General features: G+C 68.1%; 25 protein-coding genes and 1 rRNA gene. 13 read left to right on the top strand and 13 right to left on the bottom strand.

Annotated features, from left to right (window positions below; all coding sequences use genetic code 11):
• Positions 1–402, bottom strand: a 16S ribosomal RNA gene (locus ACT4N3_RS05655); the annotation flags it as partial.
• A gap of 463 nt (positions 403–865) precedes the next feature.
• Between ACT4N3_RS05655 and ACT4N3_RS05650 the strand changes: the two genes are divergently transcribed.
• The gene (locus tag ACT4N3_RS05650; RefSeq protein ID WP_444854233.1) at positions 866–2,356 is read left to right on the top strand and encodes a lipopolysaccharide biosynthesis protein; all 1,491 of its coding nucleotides are present in this window, start codon (positions 866–868) and stop codon (positions 2,354–2,356) included.
• 49 nt (positions 2,357–2,405) lie between these two features.
• Here ACT4N3_RS05650 and ACT4N3_RS05645 read toward each other — a convergent pair whose 3' ends face one another.
• Positions 2,406–2,834, bottom strand: coding sequence for a CBS domain-containing protein (locus tag ACT4N3_RS05645; protein WP_444854232.1), 429 nt, complete (start codon positions 2,832–2,834; stop codon positions 2,406–2,408).
• Between the two features lie 81 nt (positions 2,835–2,915).
• Between ACT4N3_RS05645 and ACT4N3_RS05640 the strand changes: the two genes are divergently transcribed.
• Together ACT4N3_RS05640 and ACT4N3_RS05635 are read left to right on the top strand one after the other, a co-directional pair.
• The gene (locus ACT4N3_RS05640; RefSeq protein ID WP_444854231.1) at positions 2,916–3,212 is read left to right on the top strand and encodes a hypothetical protein; all 297 of its coding nucleotides are present in this window, start codon (positions 2,916–2,918) and stop codon (positions 3,210–3,212) included.
• Positions 3,202–3,579 carry an acyl-CoA thioesterase gene (locus tag ACT4N3_RS05635; protein WP_444854230.1) on the top strand — a complete coding sequence of 126 codons (378 nt, stop codon included), beginning with the start codon at positions 3,202–3,204 and terminating at the stop codon, positions 3,577–3,579. The genes ACT4N3_RS05640 and ACT4N3_RS05635 overlap by 11 nt, the downstream gene beginning before the upstream one ends.
• Before the next feature lie 12 nt (positions 3,580–3,591).
• On the opposite strand, the gene ACT4N3_RS05630 is transcribed toward ACT4N3_RS05635, so the two are convergent.
• The 4 genes from ACT4N3_RS05630 to hisS all read right to left on the bottom strand — a co-directional run bounded on the left by ACT4N3_RS05630 (position 3,592) and on the right by hisS (position 7,861).
• Complete coding sequence (locus tag ACT4N3_RS05630; protein WP_444854229.1) at positions 3,592–4,278, bottom strand: DUF4167 domain-containing protein; 687 nt, start codon at positions 4,276–4,278, stop codon at positions 3,592–3,594.
• Between the two features lie 248 nt (positions 4,279–4,526).
• Entirely contained in the window at positions 4,527–5,348 is an 822-nt protein-coding gene (prmC, locus tag ACT4N3_RS05625; protein WP_444854235.1) for a peptide chain release factor N(5)-glutamine methyltransferase, read from the bottom strand.
• A 120-nt stretch (positions 5,349–5,468) separates the two neighbouring features.
• Positions 5,469–6,545 carry a peptide chain release factor 1 gene (prfA, locus tag ACT4N3_RS05620; RefSeq protein WP_444854228.1) on the bottom strand — a complete coding sequence of 359 codons (1,077 nt, stop codon included), beginning with the start codon at positions 6,543–6,545 and terminating at the stop codon, positions 5,469–5,471.
• The gene (gene hisS, locus ACT4N3_RS05615) at positions 6,542–7,861 is read right to left on the bottom strand and encodes a histidine--tRNA ligase (protein WP_444854227.1); all 1,320 of its coding nucleotides are present in this window, start codon (positions 7,859–7,861) and stop codon (positions 6,542–6,544) included. The genes prfA and hisS overlap by 4 nt, the downstream gene beginning before the upstream one ends.
• A gap of 66 nt (positions 7,862–7,927) precedes the next feature.
• Here hisS and ppa point away from each other — a divergent pair, with 66 nt between their 5' ends.
• Positions 7,928–8,467 carry an inorganic diphosphatase gene (gene ppa, locus ACT4N3_RS05610; protein ID WP_444854226.1) on the top strand — a complete coding sequence of 180 codons (540 nt, stop codon included), beginning with the start codon at positions 7,928–7,930 and terminating at the stop codon, positions 8,465–8,467.
• 142 nt (positions 8,468–8,609) lie between these two features.
• Positions 8,610–10,148 carry an amidase gene (locus ACT4N3_RS05605; RefSeq protein ID WP_444854225.1) on the top strand — a complete coding sequence of 513 codons (1,539 nt, stop codon included), beginning with the start codon at positions 8,610–8,612 and terminating at the stop codon, positions 10,146–10,148.
• On the opposite strand, the gene ACT4N3_RS05600 is transcribed toward ACT4N3_RS05605, so the two are convergent.
• From ACT4N3_RS05600 to ACT4N3_RS05590, 3 genes are read right to left on the bottom strand one after another with little or no spacing between them, the layout of a single operon-like run.
• On the bottom strand, positions 10,145–10,507 hold the full coding sequence (locus ACT4N3_RS05600) for a TfoX/Sxy family protein (protein ID WP_444854224.1): 363 nt from the start codon (positions 10,505–10,507) through the stop codon (positions 10,145–10,147). The genes ACT4N3_RS05605 and ACT4N3_RS05600 overlap by 4 nt on opposite strands.
• Positions 10,504–10,818, bottom strand: a complete 315-nt coding sequence (locus ACT4N3_RS05595) for a DMT family transporter (protein WP_444854223.1) — start codon at positions 10,816–10,818, stop codon at positions 10,504–10,506. Before ACT4N3_RS05595 ends, ACT4N3_RS05600 begins: the two co-directional genes overlap by 4 nt.
• A 9-nt stretch (positions 10,819–10,827) precedes the next feature.
• Entirely contained in the window at positions 10,828–11,727 is a 900-nt protein-coding gene (locus ACT4N3_RS05590) for a DMT family transporter (RefSeq protein ID WP_444854222.1), read from the bottom strand.
• Between the two features lie 49 nt (positions 11,728–11,776).
• Here ACT4N3_RS05590 and ACT4N3_RS05585 point away from each other — a divergent pair, with 49 nt between their 5' ends.
• From ACT4N3_RS05585 to ACT4N3_RS05565, 5 genes are read left to right on the top strand one after another with little or no spacing between them, the layout of a single operon-like run.
• Complete coding sequence (locus tag ACT4N3_RS05585) at positions 11,777–12,232, top strand: hypothetical protein (protein WP_444854221.1); 456 nt, start codon at positions 11,777–11,779, stop codon at positions 12,230–12,232.
• Between the two features lie 44 nt (positions 12,233–12,276).
• The gene (locus ACT4N3_RS05580) at positions 12,277–12,864 is read left to right on the top strand and encodes an FMN-binding negative transcriptional regulator (RefSeq protein WP_444854220.1); all 588 of its coding nucleotides are present in this window, start codon (positions 12,277–12,279) and stop codon (positions 12,862–12,864) included.
• Complete coding sequence (locus ACT4N3_RS05575) at positions 12,861–13,520, top strand: HAD-IA family hydrolase (RefSeq protein ID WP_444854219.1); 660 nt, start codon at positions 12,861–12,863, stop codon at positions 13,518–13,520. Before ACT4N3_RS05580 ends, ACT4N3_RS05575 begins: the two co-directional genes overlap by 4 nt.
• Positions 13,517–13,747: a hypothetical protein gene (locus ACT4N3_RS05570; protein ID WP_444854218.1), complete on the top strand. Its 231-nt coding sequence runs from the start codon at positions 13,517–13,519 to the stop codon at positions 13,745–13,747. The genes ACT4N3_RS05575 and ACT4N3_RS05570 overlap by 4 nt, the downstream gene beginning before the upstream one ends.
• Positions 13,744–14,424: an ATP12 family chaperone protein gene (locus ACT4N3_RS05565; protein ID WP_444854217.1), complete on the top strand. Its 681-nt coding sequence runs from the start codon at positions 13,744–13,746 to the stop codon at positions 14,422–14,424. The genes ACT4N3_RS05570 and ACT4N3_RS05565 overlap by 4 nt, the downstream gene beginning before the upstream one ends.
• Here the strand turns inward: ACT4N3_RS05565 and ACT4N3_RS05560 are convergent.
• A complete protein-coding gene (locus ACT4N3_RS05560) occupies positions 14,421–15,011 on the bottom strand; it encodes a hypothetical protein (RefSeq protein ID WP_444854216.1) in 591 nt (196 codons plus the stop codon). The two genes, ACT4N3_RS05565 and ACT4N3_RS05560, sit on opposite strands and share 4 nt — an antisense overlap.
• Positions 15,012–15,068: 57 nt before the next feature.
• Positions 15,069–15,701, bottom strand: coding sequence for a guanylate kinase (gene gmk / locus ACT4N3_RS05555; protein WP_444854215.1), 633 nt, complete (start codon positions 15,699–15,701; stop codon positions 15,069–15,071).
• 84 nt (positions 15,702–15,785) lie between these two features.
• On the opposite strand from gmk, the gene ACT4N3_RS05550 reads away from it, so the two are divergent.
• The 3 genes from ACT4N3_RS05550 to ACT4N3_RS05540 are packed head-to-tail and all read left to right on the top strand — an operon-like array spanning position 15,786 to position 17,235.
• The gene (locus ACT4N3_RS05550) at positions 15,786–16,310 is read left to right on the top strand and encodes a DUF1697 domain-containing protein (protein WP_444854214.1); all 525 of its coding nucleotides are present in this window, start codon (positions 15,786–15,788) and stop codon (positions 16,308–16,310) included.
• Positions 16,307–16,879 carry a DUF2585 domain-containing protein gene (locus ACT4N3_RS05545; RefSeq protein ID WP_444854213.1) on the top strand — a complete coding sequence of 191 codons (573 nt, stop codon included), beginning with the start codon at positions 16,307–16,309 and terminating at the stop codon, positions 16,877–16,879. Before ACT4N3_RS05550 ends, ACT4N3_RS05545 begins: the two co-directional genes overlap by 4 nt.
• A 14-nt stretch (positions 16,880–16,893) precedes the next feature.
• Positions 16,894–17,235 (top strand): hypothetical protein, encoded by a 342-nt coding sequence (locus tag ACT4N3_RS05540; protein ID WP_444854212.1) that lies wholly within the window; start codon positions 16,894–16,896, stop codon positions 17,233–17,235.
• On the opposite strand, the gene ACT4N3_RS05535 is transcribed toward ACT4N3_RS05540, so the two are convergent.
• Both ACT4N3_RS05535 and ACT4N3_RS05530 read right to left on the bottom strand, forming a co-directional pair.
• Positions 17,229–18,389 (bottom strand): DUF418 domain-containing protein, encoded by a 1,161-nt coding sequence (locus ACT4N3_RS05535; protein WP_444854211.1) that lies wholly within the window; start codon positions 18,387–18,389, stop codon positions 17,229–17,231. The genes ACT4N3_RS05540 and ACT4N3_RS05535 overlap by 7 nt on opposite strands.
• Positions 18,386–18,757 carry a hypothetical protein gene (locus ACT4N3_RS05530; protein ID WP_444854210.1) on the bottom strand — a complete coding sequence of 124 codons (372 nt, stop codon included), beginning with the start codon at positions 18,755–18,757 and terminating at the stop codon, positions 18,386–18,388. Before ACT4N3_RS05530 ends, ACT4N3_RS05535 begins: the two co-directional genes overlap by 4 nt.
• Positions 18,758–18,792: the final 35 nt, after the last annotated feature.

Here is an 18,792-nt window from a genome sequence, read left to right as displayed (position 1 = left end):
GCTTTACAACCCTAAGGCCTTCATCACTCACGCGGCATTGCTGGATCAGGCTTTCGCCCATTGTCCAATATTCCCCACTGCTGCCTCCCGTAGGAGTCTGGGCCGTGTCTCAGTCCCAGTGTGGCTGATCATCCTCTCAGACCAGCTAAGGATCGTCGCCTTGGTGAGCCTTTACCTCACCAACAAGCTAATCCTACGCGGGCTCATCCCTGGGCGATAAATCTTTGGTCCGAAGACATCATCCGGTATTAGCGTTCGTTTCCAAACGTTATTCCGAACCCAGGGGCAGATTCCCACGCGTTACGCACCCGTGCGCCACTAGACCCGAAGGTCTCGTTCGACTTGCATGTGTTAGGCATGCCGCCAGCGTTCGTTCTGAGCCAGAATCAAACTCTCAAGTTGATGATCGACAACCACCCGGTGGAATGACCAGGTGGAGGCCGGCATCTCTGGGAGCCGTTCCTGCACAATACACAAAATCTGGTGTTGCGTATTAGGACATTGGCCAACCGGCGAAGCAAGCTCCGCCTGAAGACCTTAAGGAACGGCTTGATTTACCGATCCACCGACGCCCAGAGGCCATCGGTAACCGGGGCCGCCGCCCACATGTCCCTTCATCTAAACCGACAATGTCAAAGAGCCGACGCGCCTCTCTCCCCCGGTGTGAGCCGGGTTACCGGTGGTCGGTTAAGAGAGACGCGAACGGGCCGGGGCAAACGCCCTGTCCCGCTGACGAAGGGCCATATATGGAGGACCCACCGGCCGGTCAACACCCTTTTTCGCGCATTTTCGCGTTTTTTTAAGCGCCAACGCCGCCGCCGATGGTCAATCAGGGCTTAACGCATCGGCGCTAGGGATCAATCCCATGCAGGCGCGTGAAACGGATCGGCCCGAGGGGGACGCGGCGACGCTCGGCGCGCGGGTCAAGACGGGCGTGCTGTGGCGGTCGGGCAGCCAGATCGGCGGCCAGCTGATCGCCTGGAGCGCGACGCTCCTCGTCATCCGGTTGCTCTCGCCGGGCGACTATGGCCTGGTCGCGATGACCGGCGCGGTGCTCGCCTTCCTCGACCTTTTCAAAGGCTGGGGATTCGCCAGCGCCCTGGTCCGCCACGAGCGCACCGATTCGTTCCGGATCGGCCAGGCGTTCGGACTGCTGATCCTCACCAACGCCGCGCTCGCCGCGATCCAGCTCGCTTTGGCGCCGCTCGCCGCCGACTATTTCCGCCAGCCGATGGTCGCCGACCTGCTGCGCGTCCAGGCGCTCTTCTACCTCGCCAATCCGTTCACCGCTCTGGGCCATGCCCTCCTCGCCCGGCGGCTCGAGTTCAAGCGCCAGTCGCGGATCGACCTCGTCGCCGCCGCACTGAGCGCCGCTACTGCATTGGGCTGCGCGCTCGCCGGGCTCGGCGTGTGGACGCTGGTCGTCGCACCGGGCGTGCTCTGGTATTCGCGCGCCGCCGGCTATGTCGTGGCGACCCGGATGTGGGAGATCCGGCCGCGCTTCCGCTTCGCCGGCGCGGGCGAGCTGGTCTCCTACGGCAGCGCGATGATGCTGGTGCAGCTGTGCTGGTTCGCGCAGAGCCAGATGGACGTGTTCATCGGCGGCCGCGTACTCGATCCGCACCGGCTCGGCCTCTACACCACCGCCTTGTTCGTGACCCAGATCCTTGCCGCCAAGTTCATCCCGCCGCTGAACGAGGTCGCCTTCGCCGCTTATGCGCGGATGCAGGACCGGCCCGATGCGATCGCGTCCGCCTTCCTGAAGACGGTGCGGCTGATCAGCCTCGTCGCCATGCCCTTCTATTTCGGGCTTGCCGTCACCGCCGAGCCGCTGGTCGCCACGGTGCTCGGCTGGCGCTGGGTCGAGGCGGCGCCTTTGGCGCCGATCCTGGCGATGGCGATGTCCTTCATGACGCTGCAGATCCTGTTCGGGCCGGCGACCAACGCGATCGGCCGGCCGGGGCTGCAGCTGCGGGTCGGCGCGCTCGGCGCGTCGATCATGACCGCGGCCTTCTTCATCGGCATCAATTGGGGTGCGACGGGGCTCGCCTGGGCCTGGCTCGGCGGCATGGCGTCGCTGCTCGTCGCGACCGTGCTGATGTCGCTGCCGGCGATCGGCGCGCGCAAGCGCGACTTTCTCGGCGCCGCGGCGCCGGGCGTCGTCGCCGCCGCCGCGATGGCGCTGCTGGTGGCCGGCTTCGACCGGCTGCTGCCGCCGTTGGGCGAGGCCGCGCGGCTCGGCCTGCTCGCCTCGTTCGGCGCGGCAGCCTATGCCGGGTTGTTGCTGCTGTTCGCGCGCAAGACGGTCGACGAGATGATCGCTTTGGTCCGCCCCGCAAGGCCGTCCGCGATTTGACCGTTACCGCGATTTCCGAGCCGCCGGGCGTCGCCCGGCTCGAAATCGCTCAGACGCTCTGAATATAGGTCAGCATCGCCTCGGCGTCGGCCTCGATCTTGTCCATCCGATATTTGACCAGATCGCCGATCGAGACGATCCCGACCAGCGCGCCGTCCTCGACGACAGGGAGATGTCGGATGCGCCGCTGGGTCATCATCGACAGCGCGCCGAGCACGTCCTTGTCTGGCGCGACCGTGATCGCCGGCGAGGTCATGATCCGCTCGACCGGCCAGTCCAGCACCGCGGCGCCGTCGCTCTTCAGGCAATAGATGATGTCGCGCTCCGACATGATGCCCGCGACCTCGGCCCCGCGCATCACCGGCAGCGCCCCGATCCTTTTCACGGCGAGCAGGGCGACCGCCTCGCGCACGCTCGTCTCGGGCGCGATGGTCAGGGTCTCGAACGTCCGTTTCGCGAGGATCGCGGCGATCGTCATGGCGCGGCTCCCGTTTCGTCTGTGATCATCAACGCCGACTCAAGCCTTGATGATCCCATGCGCGGCGACCAAATGGAAGCCATGCCTCGCCACGACCCGATAAACCGGCCGCGCCGCGCGGACGACGACGACGCCGCGGCCGCCTGGAAGCGGTACAAGGCCTTGATGAGTTGGATGGTGCTGGCCTCGATCGCCACCGCCGGCCTGGCCCTGCTGTGGCTGGCGCAGACCGGGACGGAGATGCGCCTCCACCTCGTCATCGCGACGATCGCCGGCGTCGGCCTTTCCGTGCTGGTCGGCACCGGGCTCATGGGGCTCGTCTTCATGTCCAGTCGCAGCGGCCATGACGAGGATGCGGGAGGCCGGCATGACGACTGACCGCGGCGAGCCGATCCTGCGCGTCGTTCCGCGCCCGGGCGACATCAACGCCAACGGCCACATCTTCGGCGGCTGGGTCCTCTCCCAGATGGACATCGCCGCCGGCATCGTCGCCTCGCGCGAGGCGGAAGGGCCGGTCGCCACGGTCGCGATTGACACGATGGAGTTCAACGCTCCGATCCTGCTTCACGATCTCATTTCGGTCTATGCGCGGGTCGAGCGGATCGGCCGCACCTCGATCGCGATCCGGATCGAGGTGATCGCCACCCGCGACCGGGGACGCGAGGAAGTGAAGGTGACCGGCGGCCTGTTCACCTTCGTCGCGCTCGACGAGAATCACCAGCCGCGACCAGTGAAGCGCGGCTAGACGCGCCGCGCGTCAGGCGGCCGGCGCGATATCCTCGTCGTCGGTGCGGGGACGACGCGGCCGTCGTGCACGCGTCGGCGCCGGCGCCTCATCCTCGTTGGACGCAGCCGGAGCAGGGGCCGGCTGGATCGCCGGCGGCAGGCTGTCGAGCGCGATCCGCTCCTCGCGCTCCGGGCGCTCGTCACGGTCCTGATCGTCGCGGCGCGGCCGCGGCGGACGGCGATTGGGGAACTCATTGTTCCGCGCGCCGCGCTCGAACCGCTCGCCTTGCTCCGGGCGCTCGCTGCGCTCGAACCGGTCGCCGCGATCGCTACGGCCGTCGCGGTTGAACTCGCGCCGCGGCTGCTCCTCGCGCCCGTCGTCGTCGCTCTCGTCGCGCCGGCCGGATTCGGCCGCCTCGAGCTCCTGATCCTCGTCCTCGTCGCCATAATCGTCTTGCGGGCGGCGCTGCTCCTCGAAGCGGGCGCGGTTTTCATTGAGGGCGCGGAAATAATGGTCCGCATATTGGAGGAAATATTCGGTCTGGACGCGATCGCCCTGGAGCTGGGCGTCGCGCGCGAGGCCCTTATATTTTTCCAGCAGCTGGGCGGCGTTGCCGCGCTGGCGATTGTCCTGGCGATTGCCGGCGCCGGGATTCATGCCTCGCGGCTGATTGCCGCCGCGGCCGCGCCTGCGACCGCCCTGTCGATTGTTGATCAAACGAAAATCCTCACCAAGGGCCTGTTCAAATCCCCCACGCGGCCGGGGCCCAACCCGGCCAGGTTTCTGCGCGACCCCGGAGGCGAGGCCCTTGAGGCCCGCGCCGCCGCTCACCAAACCGCCTCTTCATCAAGCGGTTCTGCAATCGGGGGTCGGCGACGGTCGGCCTCAACGCATTTTGCGGTGATCGGCCCCGTCCCTGAGCCCCTATCTAGTGACCATCCGCCCCAAATCCAAGCGGAAAAGCGTCAATCCCGATCAAGCGCGAGAATGAGCGTCCGAACCACGCCTCTAAGGTCCGTGCGGGTCTTTATCGTGAACCCCTCAGCCGCGAACAATGCCGACACCGCATCGCATTGCCCCGCGCCGATTTCGATGCAAGCGATCCCGCCCGGCGCGAGCAGCGGGCCGATCAGCGGTGCGAGCCGGCGATAGGCGGCGAGTCCGTCCGCCCCGGCATAGAGCGCGCCGGCCGGCTCCCAGTCCGCCACATCCGGCGGCAACGCGGCGCCGCTCTCGACATAAGGCGGGTTGCACAGAATGAGATCGAAGCGCCCTTCCACACCCTCGACCCAGTCGCCCTGCCGGAACGCGGCCCGATCCGCCAAGCCAAGCGCGACCGCGTTGCGCTCCGCATAAGCGAGCGCGTCCGCCGAAGCGTCGACACCCAGCGCGCGCGCATGGGGCCATTGCGCCAGCGCGGCGAGGAGCAAGGTGCCCGGCCCGGTGCCGAGATCGAGGATAGTATGTGGGCCCGCTTCGCCGAAGTGATCGAGCGCCGCCTCGATCAGGGTCTCGCTGTCCGGCCGCGGGATCAGCACGCCCGGGCCTACGCCAAGCCGGATCGTCCAGAAATCGCGCCGGCCGATGATGTAGGCGATGGGCTCATGGGCCAGCCGGCGCTCGACCAGGCCGGCGAAGGCGGCAGGCGAGGGCCGATCGGGATCGCCGAACAGCAACGCGTCGCGCTCGACGCCAAGCGCATGCGCCATCAGCAGCTCCGCATCGAGCCGGGCCGTCTCACTCGCCGCCGCCAGCCGTCGCGCGGCGGCGGCGATCGCGTCGCGAATCTTCACCTCCCCTCCCTGATTTCAGGGAGGGGATTGAGGGGTGGGTGCGAACGAAGTGAGCCGTTCCGATGTTGAAGGAGCCCACCCCCTGCCCCCTCCCGGGAGGCCGGGAGGGGGGAGCTAGGCCTCATCCAAGCTCGCCAGCCGCTCGGCCTCGTCCTCGGAGATGAGCGCGTCGAGCAGCTCGTCCAATTGCCCTTCGAGGATCTCGGGCAGGCGATGCAGGGTCAGGTTGATCCGGTGGTCGGTCACGCGCCCCTGCGGGAAATTGTAGGTGCGGATGCGCTCGGAACGGTCGCCGGAGCCGACCATCGACTTGCGCGCGCCGGAGCGCTCGCTCGCCAGCCGCTCGCGCTCCGCCTCGTAAAGTCGCGTGCGCAGGACCTTCATCGCCTTCGCCCGGTTCTTGATCTGCGAGCGCTCGTCCTGCTGGATGACGACGATGCCGGTGGGGAGGTGGGTGATCCGCACGGCGCTGTCGGTCGTGTTGACGCCCTGCCCGCCGGGTCCGGACGCCCGATAGATGTCGATCCGGAGGTCCTTCTCCTCGATCTGGACGTCGACATCCTCCGCCTCGGGCAGCACCGCGACGGTGGCGGCGGAGGTATGGATGCGGCCGCCGCTTTCGGTCACCGGCACGCGCTGGACGCGGTGGACGCCGCTCTCGAACTTCAGCCGCGCAAACACGCCCTGGCCGTTGACCGAGACGATCGCCTCCTTGAAGCCGCCCATCTCGGGCGCGGTCGCCGAAACCATCTCGAAGCGCCAGCCTTTGGCCTCCGCATAACGCTGATACATGCGCAGAAGATCGCCGGCGAACAAAGCCGCCTCGTCGCCGCCCGTGCCGGCGCGGATTTCGAGCATCGCCGGCCGATCGTCGGCGGCGTCGCGGGGCAGGAGCTTGAGCGCCAGATCGCGTTCCGCCTCGGCGAGCTTCGCCTGGTTCTCGGCCAGCTCCTCGACGGCCATGAGGCGGAGCTCCTCGTCCGCGTCATGGGTCATGTGCTCGAGCGCCTCCTTCTCGGAGCGCAGCCGCCGCACTTCCTTCGCCGCCGCCGCGACCGGCTCGACCTCGGCATAATCCTTGGAGAGCCTGACGAACTGGTCGGCCGACAGGTCGCCGGCGGCCATCGCCGCCTGCAACTCATCCCGCCGCGCCTCGATCGCGGCGATGCGTTCGGCCGAGATGCGGGTCATGACGGGCGGACGACCAGCAACGTGGTCTCCGGTTGCAACAAGCTTGGCTGAACGTCGGCGCTCGCGCCGAGGGCGGCGATAAGATGATCTTTCAGTGTCGCTAGCGGCTCCCCGATAGCTGGCGACCAGACCAGCGGCTTCACCGAGACATGAATCCGTGATGCTTCCTGTTCATATGTGACAAAGAGCATTGCGGCGGCTCCACGCTTGGCTGCGCGATCAATGCGCCGATCGCGTTTGCCGGTCAGCGCGATATCAGCAGAAATGTCAGCGCGCCGCAGGTCCCAGAGGAGCAATTGTGCGACATCGATCGATTCATCGTTGTTAGGAAGAATGACGTAGGTCGGCGCTTCCAGCGGCGGCGCCTCGATCAGCATCCCCAACCGCTCGATCCCCGCGGCCCAGCCGACCGCCGGGGCGGGCGGGCCGCCGAGGCTTTCGATCAGGCCGTCATAGCGGCCGCCGGCGATCAGCGCGCCTTGCGCGCCGAGCCGGTCGGTGACGAACTCGAAGGCGGTGTGGCGGTAATAATCGAGGCCGCGCACCAGCTTGGCGTTGCGCGTCCAGGCGACGCCGGCCGCGTCCAGGCCCGCCGTCACCTGCGCGAAAAAAGCCCGGGCCTCGTCAGTGAGGAAATCGTCGATCCCCGGCGCGCCGTCGGCGATCGGCCGGTCGCGCGGGTCCTTGCTGTCGAGGATACGCAGCGGGTTCTTGTCGAGCCGCGCCACGCTGTCCTCCGACAGGTCGCCGCGATGCGCCTCGAAATGCGCGACCAGCGCCGCCCGCCAGGCGTCCCGCGTCTCCGCGTCTCCCAGCGTGTTGAGCTCAAGCGTCACTCCCTCGGTGATGCCCAGCTCGCGCAGAATCTGGTCCGCCATCACCAGCAATTCGATGTCGGCCTGCGGCGAATCCGTGCCGATGATCTCGGCGTCGAGCTGGTGAAACTGGCGGAAGCGGCCCTTTTGCGGCCGCTCGTAGCGGAACACCGGGCCGTGCGTCGCCAGCTTCATCGGCGCGTGCTGCTGCCAGCCTTCGGAGAGCCAGGCGCGGCAGATGCCGGCGGTGAATTCCGGCCGCAGCGTCAGTGAATCGCCGCCCCGATCGGGGAAGGTGTACATCTCCTTCGAGACGATGTCGGTCGTCTCGCCGATCGAGCGTGCGAAGACCTCGGTCGCCTCGAACACCGGCAGGTGGACGTGGCGGAACGCGTAAAGCCGGCGCACGCGATCGAACGCGGCGACGACCGCGTCGAAGCGGTCCGCCTCCTCGCCCCAGATATCCTGGGTGCCCCTGATCCGCTGCGGCCCCTTGCCCATGGGGCGCGGGCTATAGCGAATTTCGCTATTAGCGAAAGAACTCGCGAAAGGTGTAAGGCAGCGCCCATGAACTTCGACCTCATTCCCGTCGGCGATCATCCGCCCGAGCGGATCAACGTCGTCATCGAGGTGCCGCTCGGCGGCGAGCCGGTGAAATATGAGTTCGACAAGAAATCGGGCGCGATCTTCGTCGATCGCATCCTCCACACCGCGATGCGCTATCCGGCCAATTACGGCTTCGTGCCGCACACGCTTGGCGAGGACGGCGACCCGCTCGACGCCTTGGTGATCGCCCGCTCGCCGATCATCTCCGGCGCGGTGATCCGGGTCCGCCCGGTCGGCGTGCTCTTGATGGTGGACGACAAGGGCGGCGACGAGAAACTGATCACCGTCCCGATCGACGCGACCTTTCCTTATTACAGCCAGGTCGACGGGCTGGAGGATCTGCCCCCGATCGTGACCCAGCAAATCGAGCATTTCTTCAGCCATTACAAGGATCTGGAGCCCGGCAAATGGGCGAAGCTCAATGGCTGGGGCGATCGCAGGGTGGCCGAGCGGCTGATTGTCGAGGCGATCGAGCGCGAGCGGGCCGCCGGGGGACGCTGATTTCCCCTTTTCGTCATCCCGGACTTGATCCGGGATCCACCTTCCTTTTGCCGCCGTCAGAAAAGAAGGTGGATTCCGGCTTTCGCCGGAATGACGATTAGAAGGTGGACGGCCGGCTCCAGTTGCGGCAGCCTCCCCGGCCATGATCCGGCCTCTCCTGATCGGCACGGTCCTCGCGCTCGCCTCGACCGCCGCCGCCGCCCAGGGCGAACCCCGCATGACCCAAAGCGCCGAAGCCCGCACCCGCGCCGCCCTCCGCCAGATCGAGCGGCTGAACCCGCGCCTCAACGCGGTGATCGCCGTCGATCCGACCGCGCTCGATCAGGCGCGGGTGCTCGATCGCATCCACCGCGCGCGCGGACCTCTGTTCGGCATGCCAATCCTGATCAAGGACAATATCGAGACCGCGGGGCCGCTCCCCACCACCGCCGGCAGCCTGGCGCTGCGCGACAATGTCACCGGCCGCGACGCACCGCTCGTCGCGCGGTTGCGCGCCGCCGGGGCGGTGATCGTCGGCAAGGCGAACCTCAGCGAATGGGCCAACATCCGCTCGTCCTCGTCGATCTCGGGCTGGAGCGCGATCGGCGGCCAGACCCGCAACCCCTATGCGCTCAACCGCAATCCCTGCGGCTCTTCTTCCGGCAGCGCGGTGGCGGTGGCGAGCGGCATGGTGCCGGCGGCGATCGGCACCGAGACCGACGGATCGATCACCTGCCCGGCGGCGATCAACGGCATTGTCGGCTTCAAGCCGACCGTCGGCCTGGTCAGCCGCACTTATGTCGTGCCGATCAGCCACAGCCAGGACACGCCCGGGCCGATGACGCTGAACGTGCGCGACGCGGCTTTGATCATGAACGCGGTCGCCGGCACCGACCCGGCCGATGCCGCGACCGCCGAGGCCGACGCGCGCCGCGTCGACTACACCGCCGCTCTGTCGCCCGACGCCTTGCGCGGGCGGCGGATCGGCGTGATGCGCTTCTCGGCCGGCTTCGGCACCGACGCGCCGTTCGAGGCGGCGCTGGCGGTGCTGCGGGCGCAAGGCGCCGAGCTGGTCGAAATCGCCGACCTTCCCGGCCGGCAGGATATCAGCCGCAACGAGATCGTCGTGCTGCTCACCGAGCTGCGCACGGACCTGAACGCCTATCTGGCAACGCTTCCCGCCGCCGTCCGCACCCGCACCCTCGCCGATCTGATCGCGTTCAACCGCGCGCATGCCGCCGAGGAAATGCCGCTCTTCGCCCAGGAATTGTTCGAGCGGGCCGAGGCGATGCCGAGCGACGACGCGGCCTATCGCACCGCCCGGGCGACCTCGCTCCGCCTCGCCGGCGCGGAGGGGATCGATCGGATGATCCGCGAGCACAATGTCGTCGCTCTGGTCGCGCCGACCCGGCCGGCGGCCTGGCTCATCGACGCCGTCCATGGCGATCGCTCGGGCGGCGGAGGCAGCGCCGGGACGCTCGCCGCGGTCGCCGGCTATCCGCACCTCACCGTGCCGATGGGCGAGATACGCGGCCTGCCGGTCGGCCTTTCCTTCGTCGGCCCGCGCTGGTCCGACGCGCTCATCCTGTCCCTGGGCTATGCCTATGAGCAGGCGTCGCAGCGGCGGATCGCGCCGCGCCTGCTCGATTCGATCGAGGAGAGCGAGGCGATCGCGCCGCACCTGCGGCCACACGGGCGCTAGGGCTTTTTCGATTTCCGCTTTTTGACCGGCCGGCGCCGGCCGGCTTCCGCCGCGACGGCGGCGTAGCGCTGCATCGCCTCGGCGTCGTCATAGACGTCGGTCGGCGCGCGGCGATAGTTCATGCCGTCGACGGTGCCGTCCCTGAAGGTCACGGTGAAGCGCTCGGTGCAGCCTTCGCCGTCCCAGAAGGCGTTGGCCTCCTCGTCCGATTTGAACCAGAGCTCGCCGTCGACCATGATCGCGAAGATCGTTCCGTCCAGATAGAGCGTCGCGCCGCCCATCATCTTGCGCATCGAGACGGCGCCGAGCGGCTCGAGCGCCTCCTGCACCCAGGCGTAGAGGCCGGGATCGAAGCTCATGCGGTGAGCTTCAGCCCGGCAATGGCGGCGACGATGGTAAAGATGAGCAGCATCCGGATCGTCGTCGCCGGCTCGCCGAACCAGGCCATGCCGACGATCACCGTGCCGATCGCGCCGATCCCGCCCCAGACCGCATAGGCCGTTCCCATCGGTATCGTCCGCGCGGCATATTCGAGCAGGAACATCGAGATCGCCACCGAGACGAGGAAGGCGATCGTCCAGGGCAGGTTCCTGAAGCCGTCGACGAAGCGGAGCGAGGTGGTGAACCCCACCTCGAACACGCCGCCGAGGATCAGCCAGAACCAGGCCATCAGCGCTTCCTAGACCTCGATCATCGCGTCGGCGAGGGGCGCCTTTTTCGGCTTCGCCGCGACGTAGCAGCCGGCGACGATCATCGCCGCGCCGATCAGGGTCAAGGGCCGCACCGGCTCGGCGAACAGCACCAGCCCGAACAAGGCCGCCCAGACGAAGGCGGTATATTCGATCGGCGCGAGATATTGCGCCTCCGCCCGGCCATAGGCCCAGGAGAGCAAGGTCAAGGCCGCGACTCCGAACAGCGCGGAAAGCAGGATCGGGCCATATTGGTCCGACGGCGGCAGCGCGCCCCAGAAAGGCGCGAAGGGCAGGTAGCAGGCGGCGATGATGAGACCCGTGAAGACCGTGGCCTCCAGCGGCTTGGCGACCAGGGCCTGCTGGCGCATCAGGACGATGTTCCAGGCGTAGAACATCGCCGAGCCGAGGATCGACAGCGCGCCCCGGAAGGCCTCCGGCCCGAGATCGGCCTCGGCCTGGGCGAGCATGATCACCAGCACGCCGGCGAAGCCGAGCAGGGAGCCCAGAATTGCCCGCCGCTCGATCTTCTCGCCGAGAATCAGCGCCGCGAGATAGAGCGCGATCAGCGGCGCGATAAACGCCAGCGCGACGCCCTGCGCCAGCGGCACCCGCGCCAGCCCCCAGAAGAACAGAATCGCCATCAGCGAGGACATGATGCCGCGGATCAGGTGCATGCGCAGGCCGGCGCGGCTGGGCCGCGGGCTGCGCAGCGCGAGCCACACCAGACCGGCGATCAGGGTCGCGACCAGCATCCGCCACAGCATCGCATTGTAGACGCCGATCGCGATCGTCAGCGCCTTCATCACCGCGTCCATCGCCGAATAGAAGGCGATTGCCGCCGTCGCGACGACGACCGGGACCGCGATCGATGTCCGCCCCTGTTGCAATCCCTGGCTCCGCGATAAGGTTCGAGCGCCGCCGCCTAGGAGACGCGCGATGAAAAGCCTAGCCCGCCTGATGCTCGCCACGACGTTGCTCATGCTCGCGCCGCACGCCCCCGCCCAGCCGGGCGTGGGGACGATCGTCGAGGACCCGGCCGCGCTCCAGCGCCTCAGGCGCAACAGCGGCATCACCCTGCAATGGATCACCTTCGAATCGGCGCGGCGCGGCCATGTCCGGGTCACCGAGCGGCACGGGCGCGTTCACCTCTCCGGCCGTCAGACCGGACGCGGCGGCGCACTGGTCGATCTCGAGGGAGACGTGCTCGCGATCGGGCCGCGCAGCTTCACCTTCCAAGGCGTGATCAGGATCGAGAATACGCCGGACCAGGGCCGCGAATGCATCCGCGACGGCACCTACGAGTTCCGCATCACCCGGAACCGGCGCTACTGGCGGCTTCAACAGATGACAGTTTGCGACGGCCTGACAGACTATGTCGACATCTATTTCTGAAGCCGCGCCGGCCGCGCCTGGCGCCGTGAACTGAAGCGCGGCCCATGCACCCCAACCGTCGCTTCGACTGGCAGGACCGCGACGCGATGCTCGCCTTCGTGGCGGACATCGCCTTCTGCACGATCGTGGTCGACGGCCCGTTCCTGGTGCACGCACCGGTCGTCGTCGATCCGCCCGACCGGCTGCGTTTCCACGTCGCGCGGGGCAATCGGGCGGCGAAGGCGCTGAAGGGGCGTGCGATCGTCTCCTGCCTCGGCCCCGACGCTTATGTCAGTCCGGACTGGTACGGCACGCCGGATCAGGTCGGGACGTGGAATTATCGCGCGGTCGAGGCGGAGGGCCTGCTTCGCCCCCTCGACGAGGACGAGCTCGCCGCTTTGCTCGACGATCTCAGCGCCGCGCACGAAGCGCGGCTCGCGCCGAAGCCGCCCTGGACCCCCGCCAAAATGACGCCCGGCCGGTTCGAGGCGATGCTGAAGGCGATCGTCGGGTTCGAGATGACGATCGAGGATCTGCGCGGCACGAACAAACTCGGCCAGCACAAGAGCGCGCCGGAGCGGCAGAGTGCGGCGGATGGGCTGGCGCCCTATAACCCGACGCTCGCGGCATTGATGCGCGAGGCCAAGCGGTGAACCGCCTCGCCATCTTCGATTGCGACGGCACCCTGGTCGACAGCCAGCACAATATCTGCGCGGCGATGGCCCGATGTTTCCTCGCCTCCGGCCGCGCCGCGCCGTCGCCCGAGCGCACCCGCCGGGTCGTCGGCCTCAGCCTGATCGAGGCGATGGCGATGATGCTCCCGGACGACGCGCCGGACACGCATGTCGCGATGGCGGAGGATTACAAGCGCGCCTTCCAGGCGATGCGCGCGAACGGGCTCGACGAGGAGCCTTTGTTCGACGGCGTCGCGGCGCTGATCGAAGGGCTGGAAGCGGTTGGCTGGCGGCTCGGCGTCGCCACCGGCAAGTCCGATCGCGGCCTTGCTTTATGCTTGAAGCATCACGCGCTGCATGCCCGCTTCACGACCCTGCAGACCGCCGATCGCCACCCCTCGAAACCGCACCCGTCGATGATCGACGCGGCGATGGCGGAGGCCGGCGCGTCGCCGGAGACGACCTTGATGATCGGCGACACCAGTTACGACATCATGATGGCGCGCGCCGCCGGCGTCACCGCGGTCGGCGTCGCCTGGGGCTATCATGACGTGGAGGATTTACGTCGCGCCGGCGCACACCATATCGCTCACACTCCCGGCGAGATCCTCGCGCTGACCAAGGCCTTTGCATGACCGAGCCTCAAGACGTCGCCATGTGGCGCAACCGTTTCGTCATCATCCAGCTCAGCCGCATCGGCGGCACCGTGGTCGCGTTGCTCGGCATCTTGCTCTGGCAGGCCGACACGTTCGTGCAGGGCGGCCATATCGCCGGCTTCCCGCTGGCGCTCGCCGGCCTTGCGATCAGCTTCGGCGCGCCGGTCTGGCTCGCGCGCCGCTGGCGGACGCCGCCGCCGGAATGAGGCGTTTCTACAAGACGGTGACGGTCGCGGCCGGCAACCGCATCCTGCTCGACGGCCGGCCGGTGAAGACGCCGGGACGCGCCGACCTCGCCGCGCCAACCCAGGGGCTGGCCGAGGCGATAGCCGACGAATGGAGCGGGCAGGGCGAGACGATCGACCCGCGCGCCATGCCGATGACCGGTCTCGCCAACGCGGCGATCGACCGGATCGGCCTGGAGCGCGAGGCCTTCGCGCGCGGCCTCGCCGTCTATGGGGAAAGCGACCTGCTCTGCTATCGCGCCGAGGGGCCGGCGCCGCTCGTCGCGCGGCAGGCCGAACGCTGGGATCCGCTCATCGCCTGGGCCCGGTCGCGCTATGATGTCGAGTTCGCGGTTACGGCGGGCGTGACCCACAAGCCGCAGCCGGAAGCGACGGTCGAGCGCCTGCGCCAGGCGGTGCTGGCACGCGACGCTTTCGCCCTCGCCGGTCTGTCTCATCTGGTAACGGTCAGCGGCTCGCTGGTGCTCGCGCTGGCACTCGCGGAGGGCGGCATCGATCTCGAAACCGCCTGGGCGGCGGCGACATTGGACGAGCAATGGCAGGCCGACACCTGGGGCACGGACGTCGAGGCCGAAAAGGCGCTTGGCCTGCGCCGCTCCGATTTCGAGGCCGGCTACCGCTTCCTGAGCCTGCTCTAGCCCTCGGTCTGCGCCTCGGCCGGCGTCGGCGGCGCGGCCGCTTCCGGCGCGGCGACGAACCAGCGGGCGATGACCAGCCCGGCGAGGATCAGGCCGGTCGACTCGGCGATGAAGGAATAGACCCAATAGCCCCAGCCGAAATGGTTGAAGATCGGGTTGGCGAGAATCGTCCAGAGCGTGACGGCCAGCGTGAAGCAGCCCACCAACCGGGCGCGCGCCGTGAAGCTCGCCGCGCCGCTCGCGCCGAGCGCGAGCGCGATCAGCACGCCGGCTGCGACGGCAAACAGGAAGCCCGGCAGCATCATGCTCATGTCCGAGGGCGAGAAGCCCTGCGTGTTGTAATGCACCATCGCGACCGGCCCCTGCGCGTAGAGCACCGCGCCCGCCGCGCTTTGATGGGCGGGGATGATATAGGCGCCGGTCCCGGTCGGGGTCAGCGCCTGCGCCAGCGCGATCTGGAGCGCGGCGTTGTTCGGCTCGCTCGCCTTGTGGAAGGCGATCTCGCCGAGCGGCGTCGCCCAGAAGATGAAGCCCGTGAAGAACATGATCACGCCGCCGACAAGGCCGCCCAGCAATGCCCGGATCATCGCGACTCTCCCCCTCAGATGTTGGTGGGGAAGCTTACGCCTTCAGGCGGCGGTGCGCTATCCGATCAGCTCGCGGACGAAATCGTGCAGGAAGACGCGGCGCGCCGCCTTCAGCCGCTCGGCCTTCAATATGTTGTGGACCAGCTCGCGGCATTTCTCGGCGTCGTTGTTGATCAGCACATAATCATATTCGGCCCAATGGCTGATCTCGGCCTCGGCGCGCGCCATCCGCCGCGCGATCACCTCGTCCGAATCGGTGCCGCGGTTGCGCAGCCGCCGCTCCAGCTCCTTCATCGACGGCGGCAGGATGAAGACGCGGACGATGTCCGGATCGACCTGCTTCAGTTGCTGCGTGCCCTGCCAGTCGATGTCGAGGAGGACGTCACGGCCGCCCTCGATCACCTTGACGACCTCGCGCCGCAGCGTGCCGTAGCGGTGGCCGAAGACATGGGCCCAGTCCAGGAATGCCCCTTCGGCGACCATCGCGTCGAATTCCGCATCGCTGACGAAATGATAGTCGACGCCATCAGTCTCGCCGGGACGGATCGGCCGGGTGGTCGCGGAAACCGACATGGCGACGCCGTCGTCGCTTTCCATCAGCATCCGCGCGATCGTCGATTTGCCGGCGCCGGACGGGCTGGAAAGGACGAAGAGGAGGCCCCGGCGCTGGAATGCGGCTGCGATTTCCATGACCGCCCATGGCGGGGCGAGACAACATGCGTCAAGGGCAGACGCGGACCGATTTATCGTTAAGGTGCGCGCATGGGGCGGATGGTGGCGCTGTTGCGCGCGGTGAATGTCGGGGGACGCAAATTGCCGATGGCGGAGCTGCGGGCGCATTGCGCCGAGATCGGCTGGAGCAATGTCCGGACCTACATCCAGAGCGGCAATGTCGTGTTCGATGCGGACTGCGGTCCGGCCGAAGCCGAGGCCGCGCTGGAAGCCCGAATCAAGCAGGACTACGGCTACGACGCGCCGACCATCGTCCGCACCGCCGCCCAATGGCGGCGCTTCGCCCCGGCCTGCCCATTTCCCGAGGCTGCGCGAGAGACGCCCAATTATCTGCTGATGCTGCTGGCGAAGCAGCCGATCGCAGCCGGCGCGGTCGAGGCGATCCAGGCCAGGGCAACGGCGGGCGAGATCGTGCGCCGGGCCGGCGACGCGCTCTGGATCCACTTTCCGAGCGGCTCCGGCACCTCGAAGCTCACGCCGTCGCAGATCGACAAGGCGATCGGCTCGCCCGCGACCAGCCGCAACCATCGCACCGTCGTCACCCTGCAGGAGATGCTCGACGCATGACCGCCGTCCCGCTCATCCCGCGCCGCTACTGGCTGATCGCCTTCGCACTCGCCGGCGTGATGGCGGCGATCCTGCTGTGGATGGGGCGCAACCCGATCTGCACCTGCGGCACGGTGAAGCTGTGGGTCGATACGGTGAACGGGCCGGACAACAGCCAGCACCTCGCCGACTGGTACACACCCAGCCATATCATCCACGGCATGCTGTTCTATATGCTCGGCTGGCTGTTCCTGCGCCGCAACCCGCCCGGCGACCGGCTGCTCGGGGCCGTCATCATCGAGGCGGCGTGGGAAATATTGGAGAACAGCCCGATCATCATTGACCGCTATCGCGAGGCGACGATCGCGCTCGGCTACACGGGCGATGCGGTGATCAACTCGGCCGCCGACGTGCTCTGGATGATCCTCGGCTTCGGCATCGCCCGCCGGCTGCCGGTCTGGGGGACGGTCGCGCTGGCGGTCTTCTTCGAATTGCTGACGCTTGCGGTGATTCGCGATAATCTGACACTCAACGTGCTGATGCTGGTCTGGCCGATCGACGCGATTCGCGTCTGGCAGGGCGGAGGATGAAGGGGAGAATGTCCATGAAGAAACTTGTTTTCGCGCTCGCGCCGCTCGTCTTGTTCGCCGCCACCGCCGCCGAGGCGCGCGAGGCGCGCTGCGTCATCGACAGCGGCGACTTTCCGACCTGGGCGGGTCAGTGCGACTTTGAAGCCGAGGACAACGGCAGCTTCTCGATCAGCCCGCTGAGCGGCGCATTTCCCGGCGGCGTCAGCGACATCACCGTCTCGATCACCGAGCCGGGCGTCGCCGAGGTGCGCGGCCTCACCAGCCGCGGCGTCAACTCGCGCTGGGGCGAGGCGCGCCGCTCGGACGACGACCGCGCCTGCTGGGTCGGCGAGGATTTCATGATCTGCGTCTATTGAGCCGGCGCAGGCTCCGCGCGGTGCCATTGCCGCTTCTTGGTTAGCCAGCGCATCACGGTCTCGATCGGGCCGCGCGCGAAGGCGCGCCGCCAGAGCGTCGCGATCAGCATCGTCGCGGCATAGAAGGCGACGCAATAGCCAAGCACCCAGGCGAGGCTCTGCGGCGGCGGATAGCCGACCCAGCCCGGCGCCCAGGCGCCGATCGTGCCGTGGAAGATATAGACGCTGAGTGCGAGCTGACCGGCATGGACCAGCGGCGTCAGCCAGGCGCGACTGCCCCAGCGTTCGCCGATGCCCAGACTGAGCATCGCAACGATCAACGCCCAGCCCGTTCCCGCGACCACGAAGAGCGGCATGGGCGGATAGGGGTCGGTGCCGAAACTCTCGGCGGCCAGCTCAATGGCGGCGCGAGGCGCGAGGCCGAAGGCGAGCTTGAGGCCGCCATATTCGAGCAAGGCCTGCGCCACCGCCTCGGCGACCAGAACCAGCAACAGGCCGGTGACGAGCAGCCGGCGACGCAGCGCGCGATCGCCAAGATCGAGCCGACCGACCACGAAGCCGAACAGCATGAAGGCGAACCAGGGCGCGAAGGGGTGAAAGCCCTGGAAGAAGATATCGATCGCGAGATCGCGAGGGTGAAGCCCGTCGTTCGTGTCCCAGAAGGAAATGCCAAGCTGGGCGGGCACGACATAGAACAGAGCCGGGAAGACGACGGTCAGCGCGATGGCGAGCGCGATCAGCCGGTTGCTCGGCTGGGTGATCAGGAAGGCGATGGCGAACAGATAGACGCCGTAGAAATGCAGGATGTCGAAATTCCACACGGTCCTGAAGGCCAGGCCGATCACGAACAAGAACAGGGCGCGCCGCCAGATCAGCCAGCGGTCGGAGCGGATCACGGCCGGATCGCCCGATTCGCGCGATCGCCGGGTCAATAGCGCGACGCCGATTCCCGCGAGAAAGACGAAGGTCGCGGCCGCCCGCCCGTCGACCTGCTCGACGAGGCGCAGCAGCCAGGCCGGCTCCTCGGTTTCGGTCAGCTTGGCGCGGAAATTGACCGTGATCATGCCGAAGATCGCCAGCGCGCGGGCGATGTCGAGGCCGAGGATGCGGCCCGAGGCGACGCCCGGTGCGGGCGCGGTCGCGGCGGCGCTCATTGCCCGTTCCCCGGCGGCTGCCCACGACTGCCACGACCGATCGGGTCGGCCGACCAGCCCATGTCGTTGTCCGAATGGCGGCCGGCCTCGCCGCGGCCGCGGCCGGGCGGATCAGCGAGCCGGCCGCGATCGCTGTCGGTGACCGCCGCGCCCGGCCGGGGTCGTCCGCAACCCGCCTGATCCGCGTTCGCGCCGCTGTCGGTATCGGAAAAGCCCGTTCGCCCGCCGGTCCGGCCCTGGCCCGCCTCGTCGGCACTTGGCCCGGAATCGCAATCGGTGAGCCCGCCCTCGGCGACATTGTTCGCCGCGCCGGGGGCGCAGCCGGTGACCAGCGCCAGCGCCCCGCCCGCCGCCGCGCCGCCGCTCACGCGTGCGAGAAACGATCGCCGCGAGATGCGGCGCA

It is taken from the genome of Sphingosinicella sp. (genome assembly GCF_052388015.1).
GTDB lineage: Bacteria > Pseudomonadota > Alphaproteobacteria > Sphingomonadales > Sphingomonadaceae > Allosphingosinicella.
The sequence above is the reverse complement of the archived record's forward strand: the minus strand, read 5'-3'. Positions and strand labels throughout refer to the sequence as shown.

Bases quoted from the DNA above. Each gene is read 5' to 3' on its own strand.
- ACT4N3_RS05560 (WP_444854216.1), bottom strand. From the start codon at position 15,011: ATGATCCGGGCATTGCTGGGCGGCCTTGTCGGCGGCGTGATCATGTTC.
- ACT4N3_RS05580 (WP_444854220.1), top strand. From the start codon at position 12,277: ATGCACCCCAACCGTCGCTTCGACTGGCAGGACCGCGACGCGATGCTC.
- ACT4N3_RS05650 (WP_444854233.1), top strand. From the start codon at position 866: ATGCAGGCGCGTGAAACGGATCGGCCCGAGGGGGACGCGGCGACGCTC.
- hisS (WP_444854227.1), bottom strand. From the start codon at position 7,861: ATGGGCAAGGGGCCGCAGCGGATCAGGGGCACCCAGGATATCTGGGGC.
- ACT4N3_RS05595 (WP_444854223.1), bottom strand. From the start codon at position 10,818: ATGGCCTGGTTCTGGCTGATCCTCGGCGGCGTGTTCGAGGTGGGGTTC.
- ACT4N3_RS05635 (WP_444854230.1), top strand. From the start codon at position 3,202: ATGACGACTGACCGCGGCGAGCCGATCCTGCGCGTCGTTCCGCGCCCG.
- ACT4N3_RS05565 (WP_444854217.1), top strand. From the start codon at position 13,744: ATGAGGCGTTTCTACAAGACGGTGACGGTCGCGGCCGGCAACCGCATC.
- ACT4N3_RS05535 (WP_444854211.1), bottom strand. From the start codon at position 18,389: ATGAGCGCCGCCGCGACCGCGCCCGCACCGGGCGTCGCCTCGGGCCGC.
- ACT4N3_RS05605 (WP_444854225.1), top strand. From the start codon at position 8,610: ATGATCCGGCCTCTCCTGATCGGCACGGTCCTCGCGCTCGCCTCGACC.
- ACT4N3_RS05645 (WP_444854232.1), bottom strand. From the start codon at position 2,834: ATGACGATCGCCGCGATCCTCGCGAAACGGACGTTCGAGACCCTGACC.
- ACT4N3_RS05545 (WP_444854213.1), top strand. From the start codon at position 16,307: ATGACCGCCGTCCCGCTCATCCCGCGCCGCTACTGGCTGATCGCCTTC.
- gmk (WP_444854215.1), bottom strand. From the start codon at position 15,701: ATGGAAATCGCAGCCGCATTCCAGCGCCGGGGCCTCCTCTTCGTCCTT.
- ppa (WP_444854226.1), top strand. From the start codon at position 7,928: ATGAACTTCGACCTCATTCCCGTCGGCGATCATCCGCCCGAGCGGATC.
- prfA (WP_444854228.1), bottom strand. From the start codon at position 6,545: ATGACCCGCATCTCGGCCGAACGCATCGCCGCGATCGAGGCGCGGCGG.
- ACT4N3_RS05540 (WP_444854212.1), top strand. From the start codon at position 16,894: ATGAAGAAACTTGTTTTCGCGCTCGCGCCGCTCGTCTTGTTCGCCGCC.
- ACT4N3_RS05640 (WP_444854231.1), top strand. From the start codon at position 2,916: ATGCCTCGCCACGACCCGATAAACCGGCCGCGCCGCGCGGACGACGAC.
- ACT4N3_RS05570 (WP_444854218.1), top strand. From the start codon at position 13,517: ATGACCGAGCCTCAAGACGTCGCCATGTGGCGCAACCGTTTCGTCATC.
- ACT4N3_RS05600 (WP_444854224.1), bottom strand. From the start codon at position 10,507: ATGAGCTTCGATCCCGGCCTCTACGCCTGGGTGCAGGAGGCGCTCGAG.
- ACT4N3_RS05585 (WP_444854221.1), top strand. From the start codon at position 11,777: ATGAAAAGCCTAGCCCGCCTGATGCTCGCCACGACGTTGCTCATGCTC.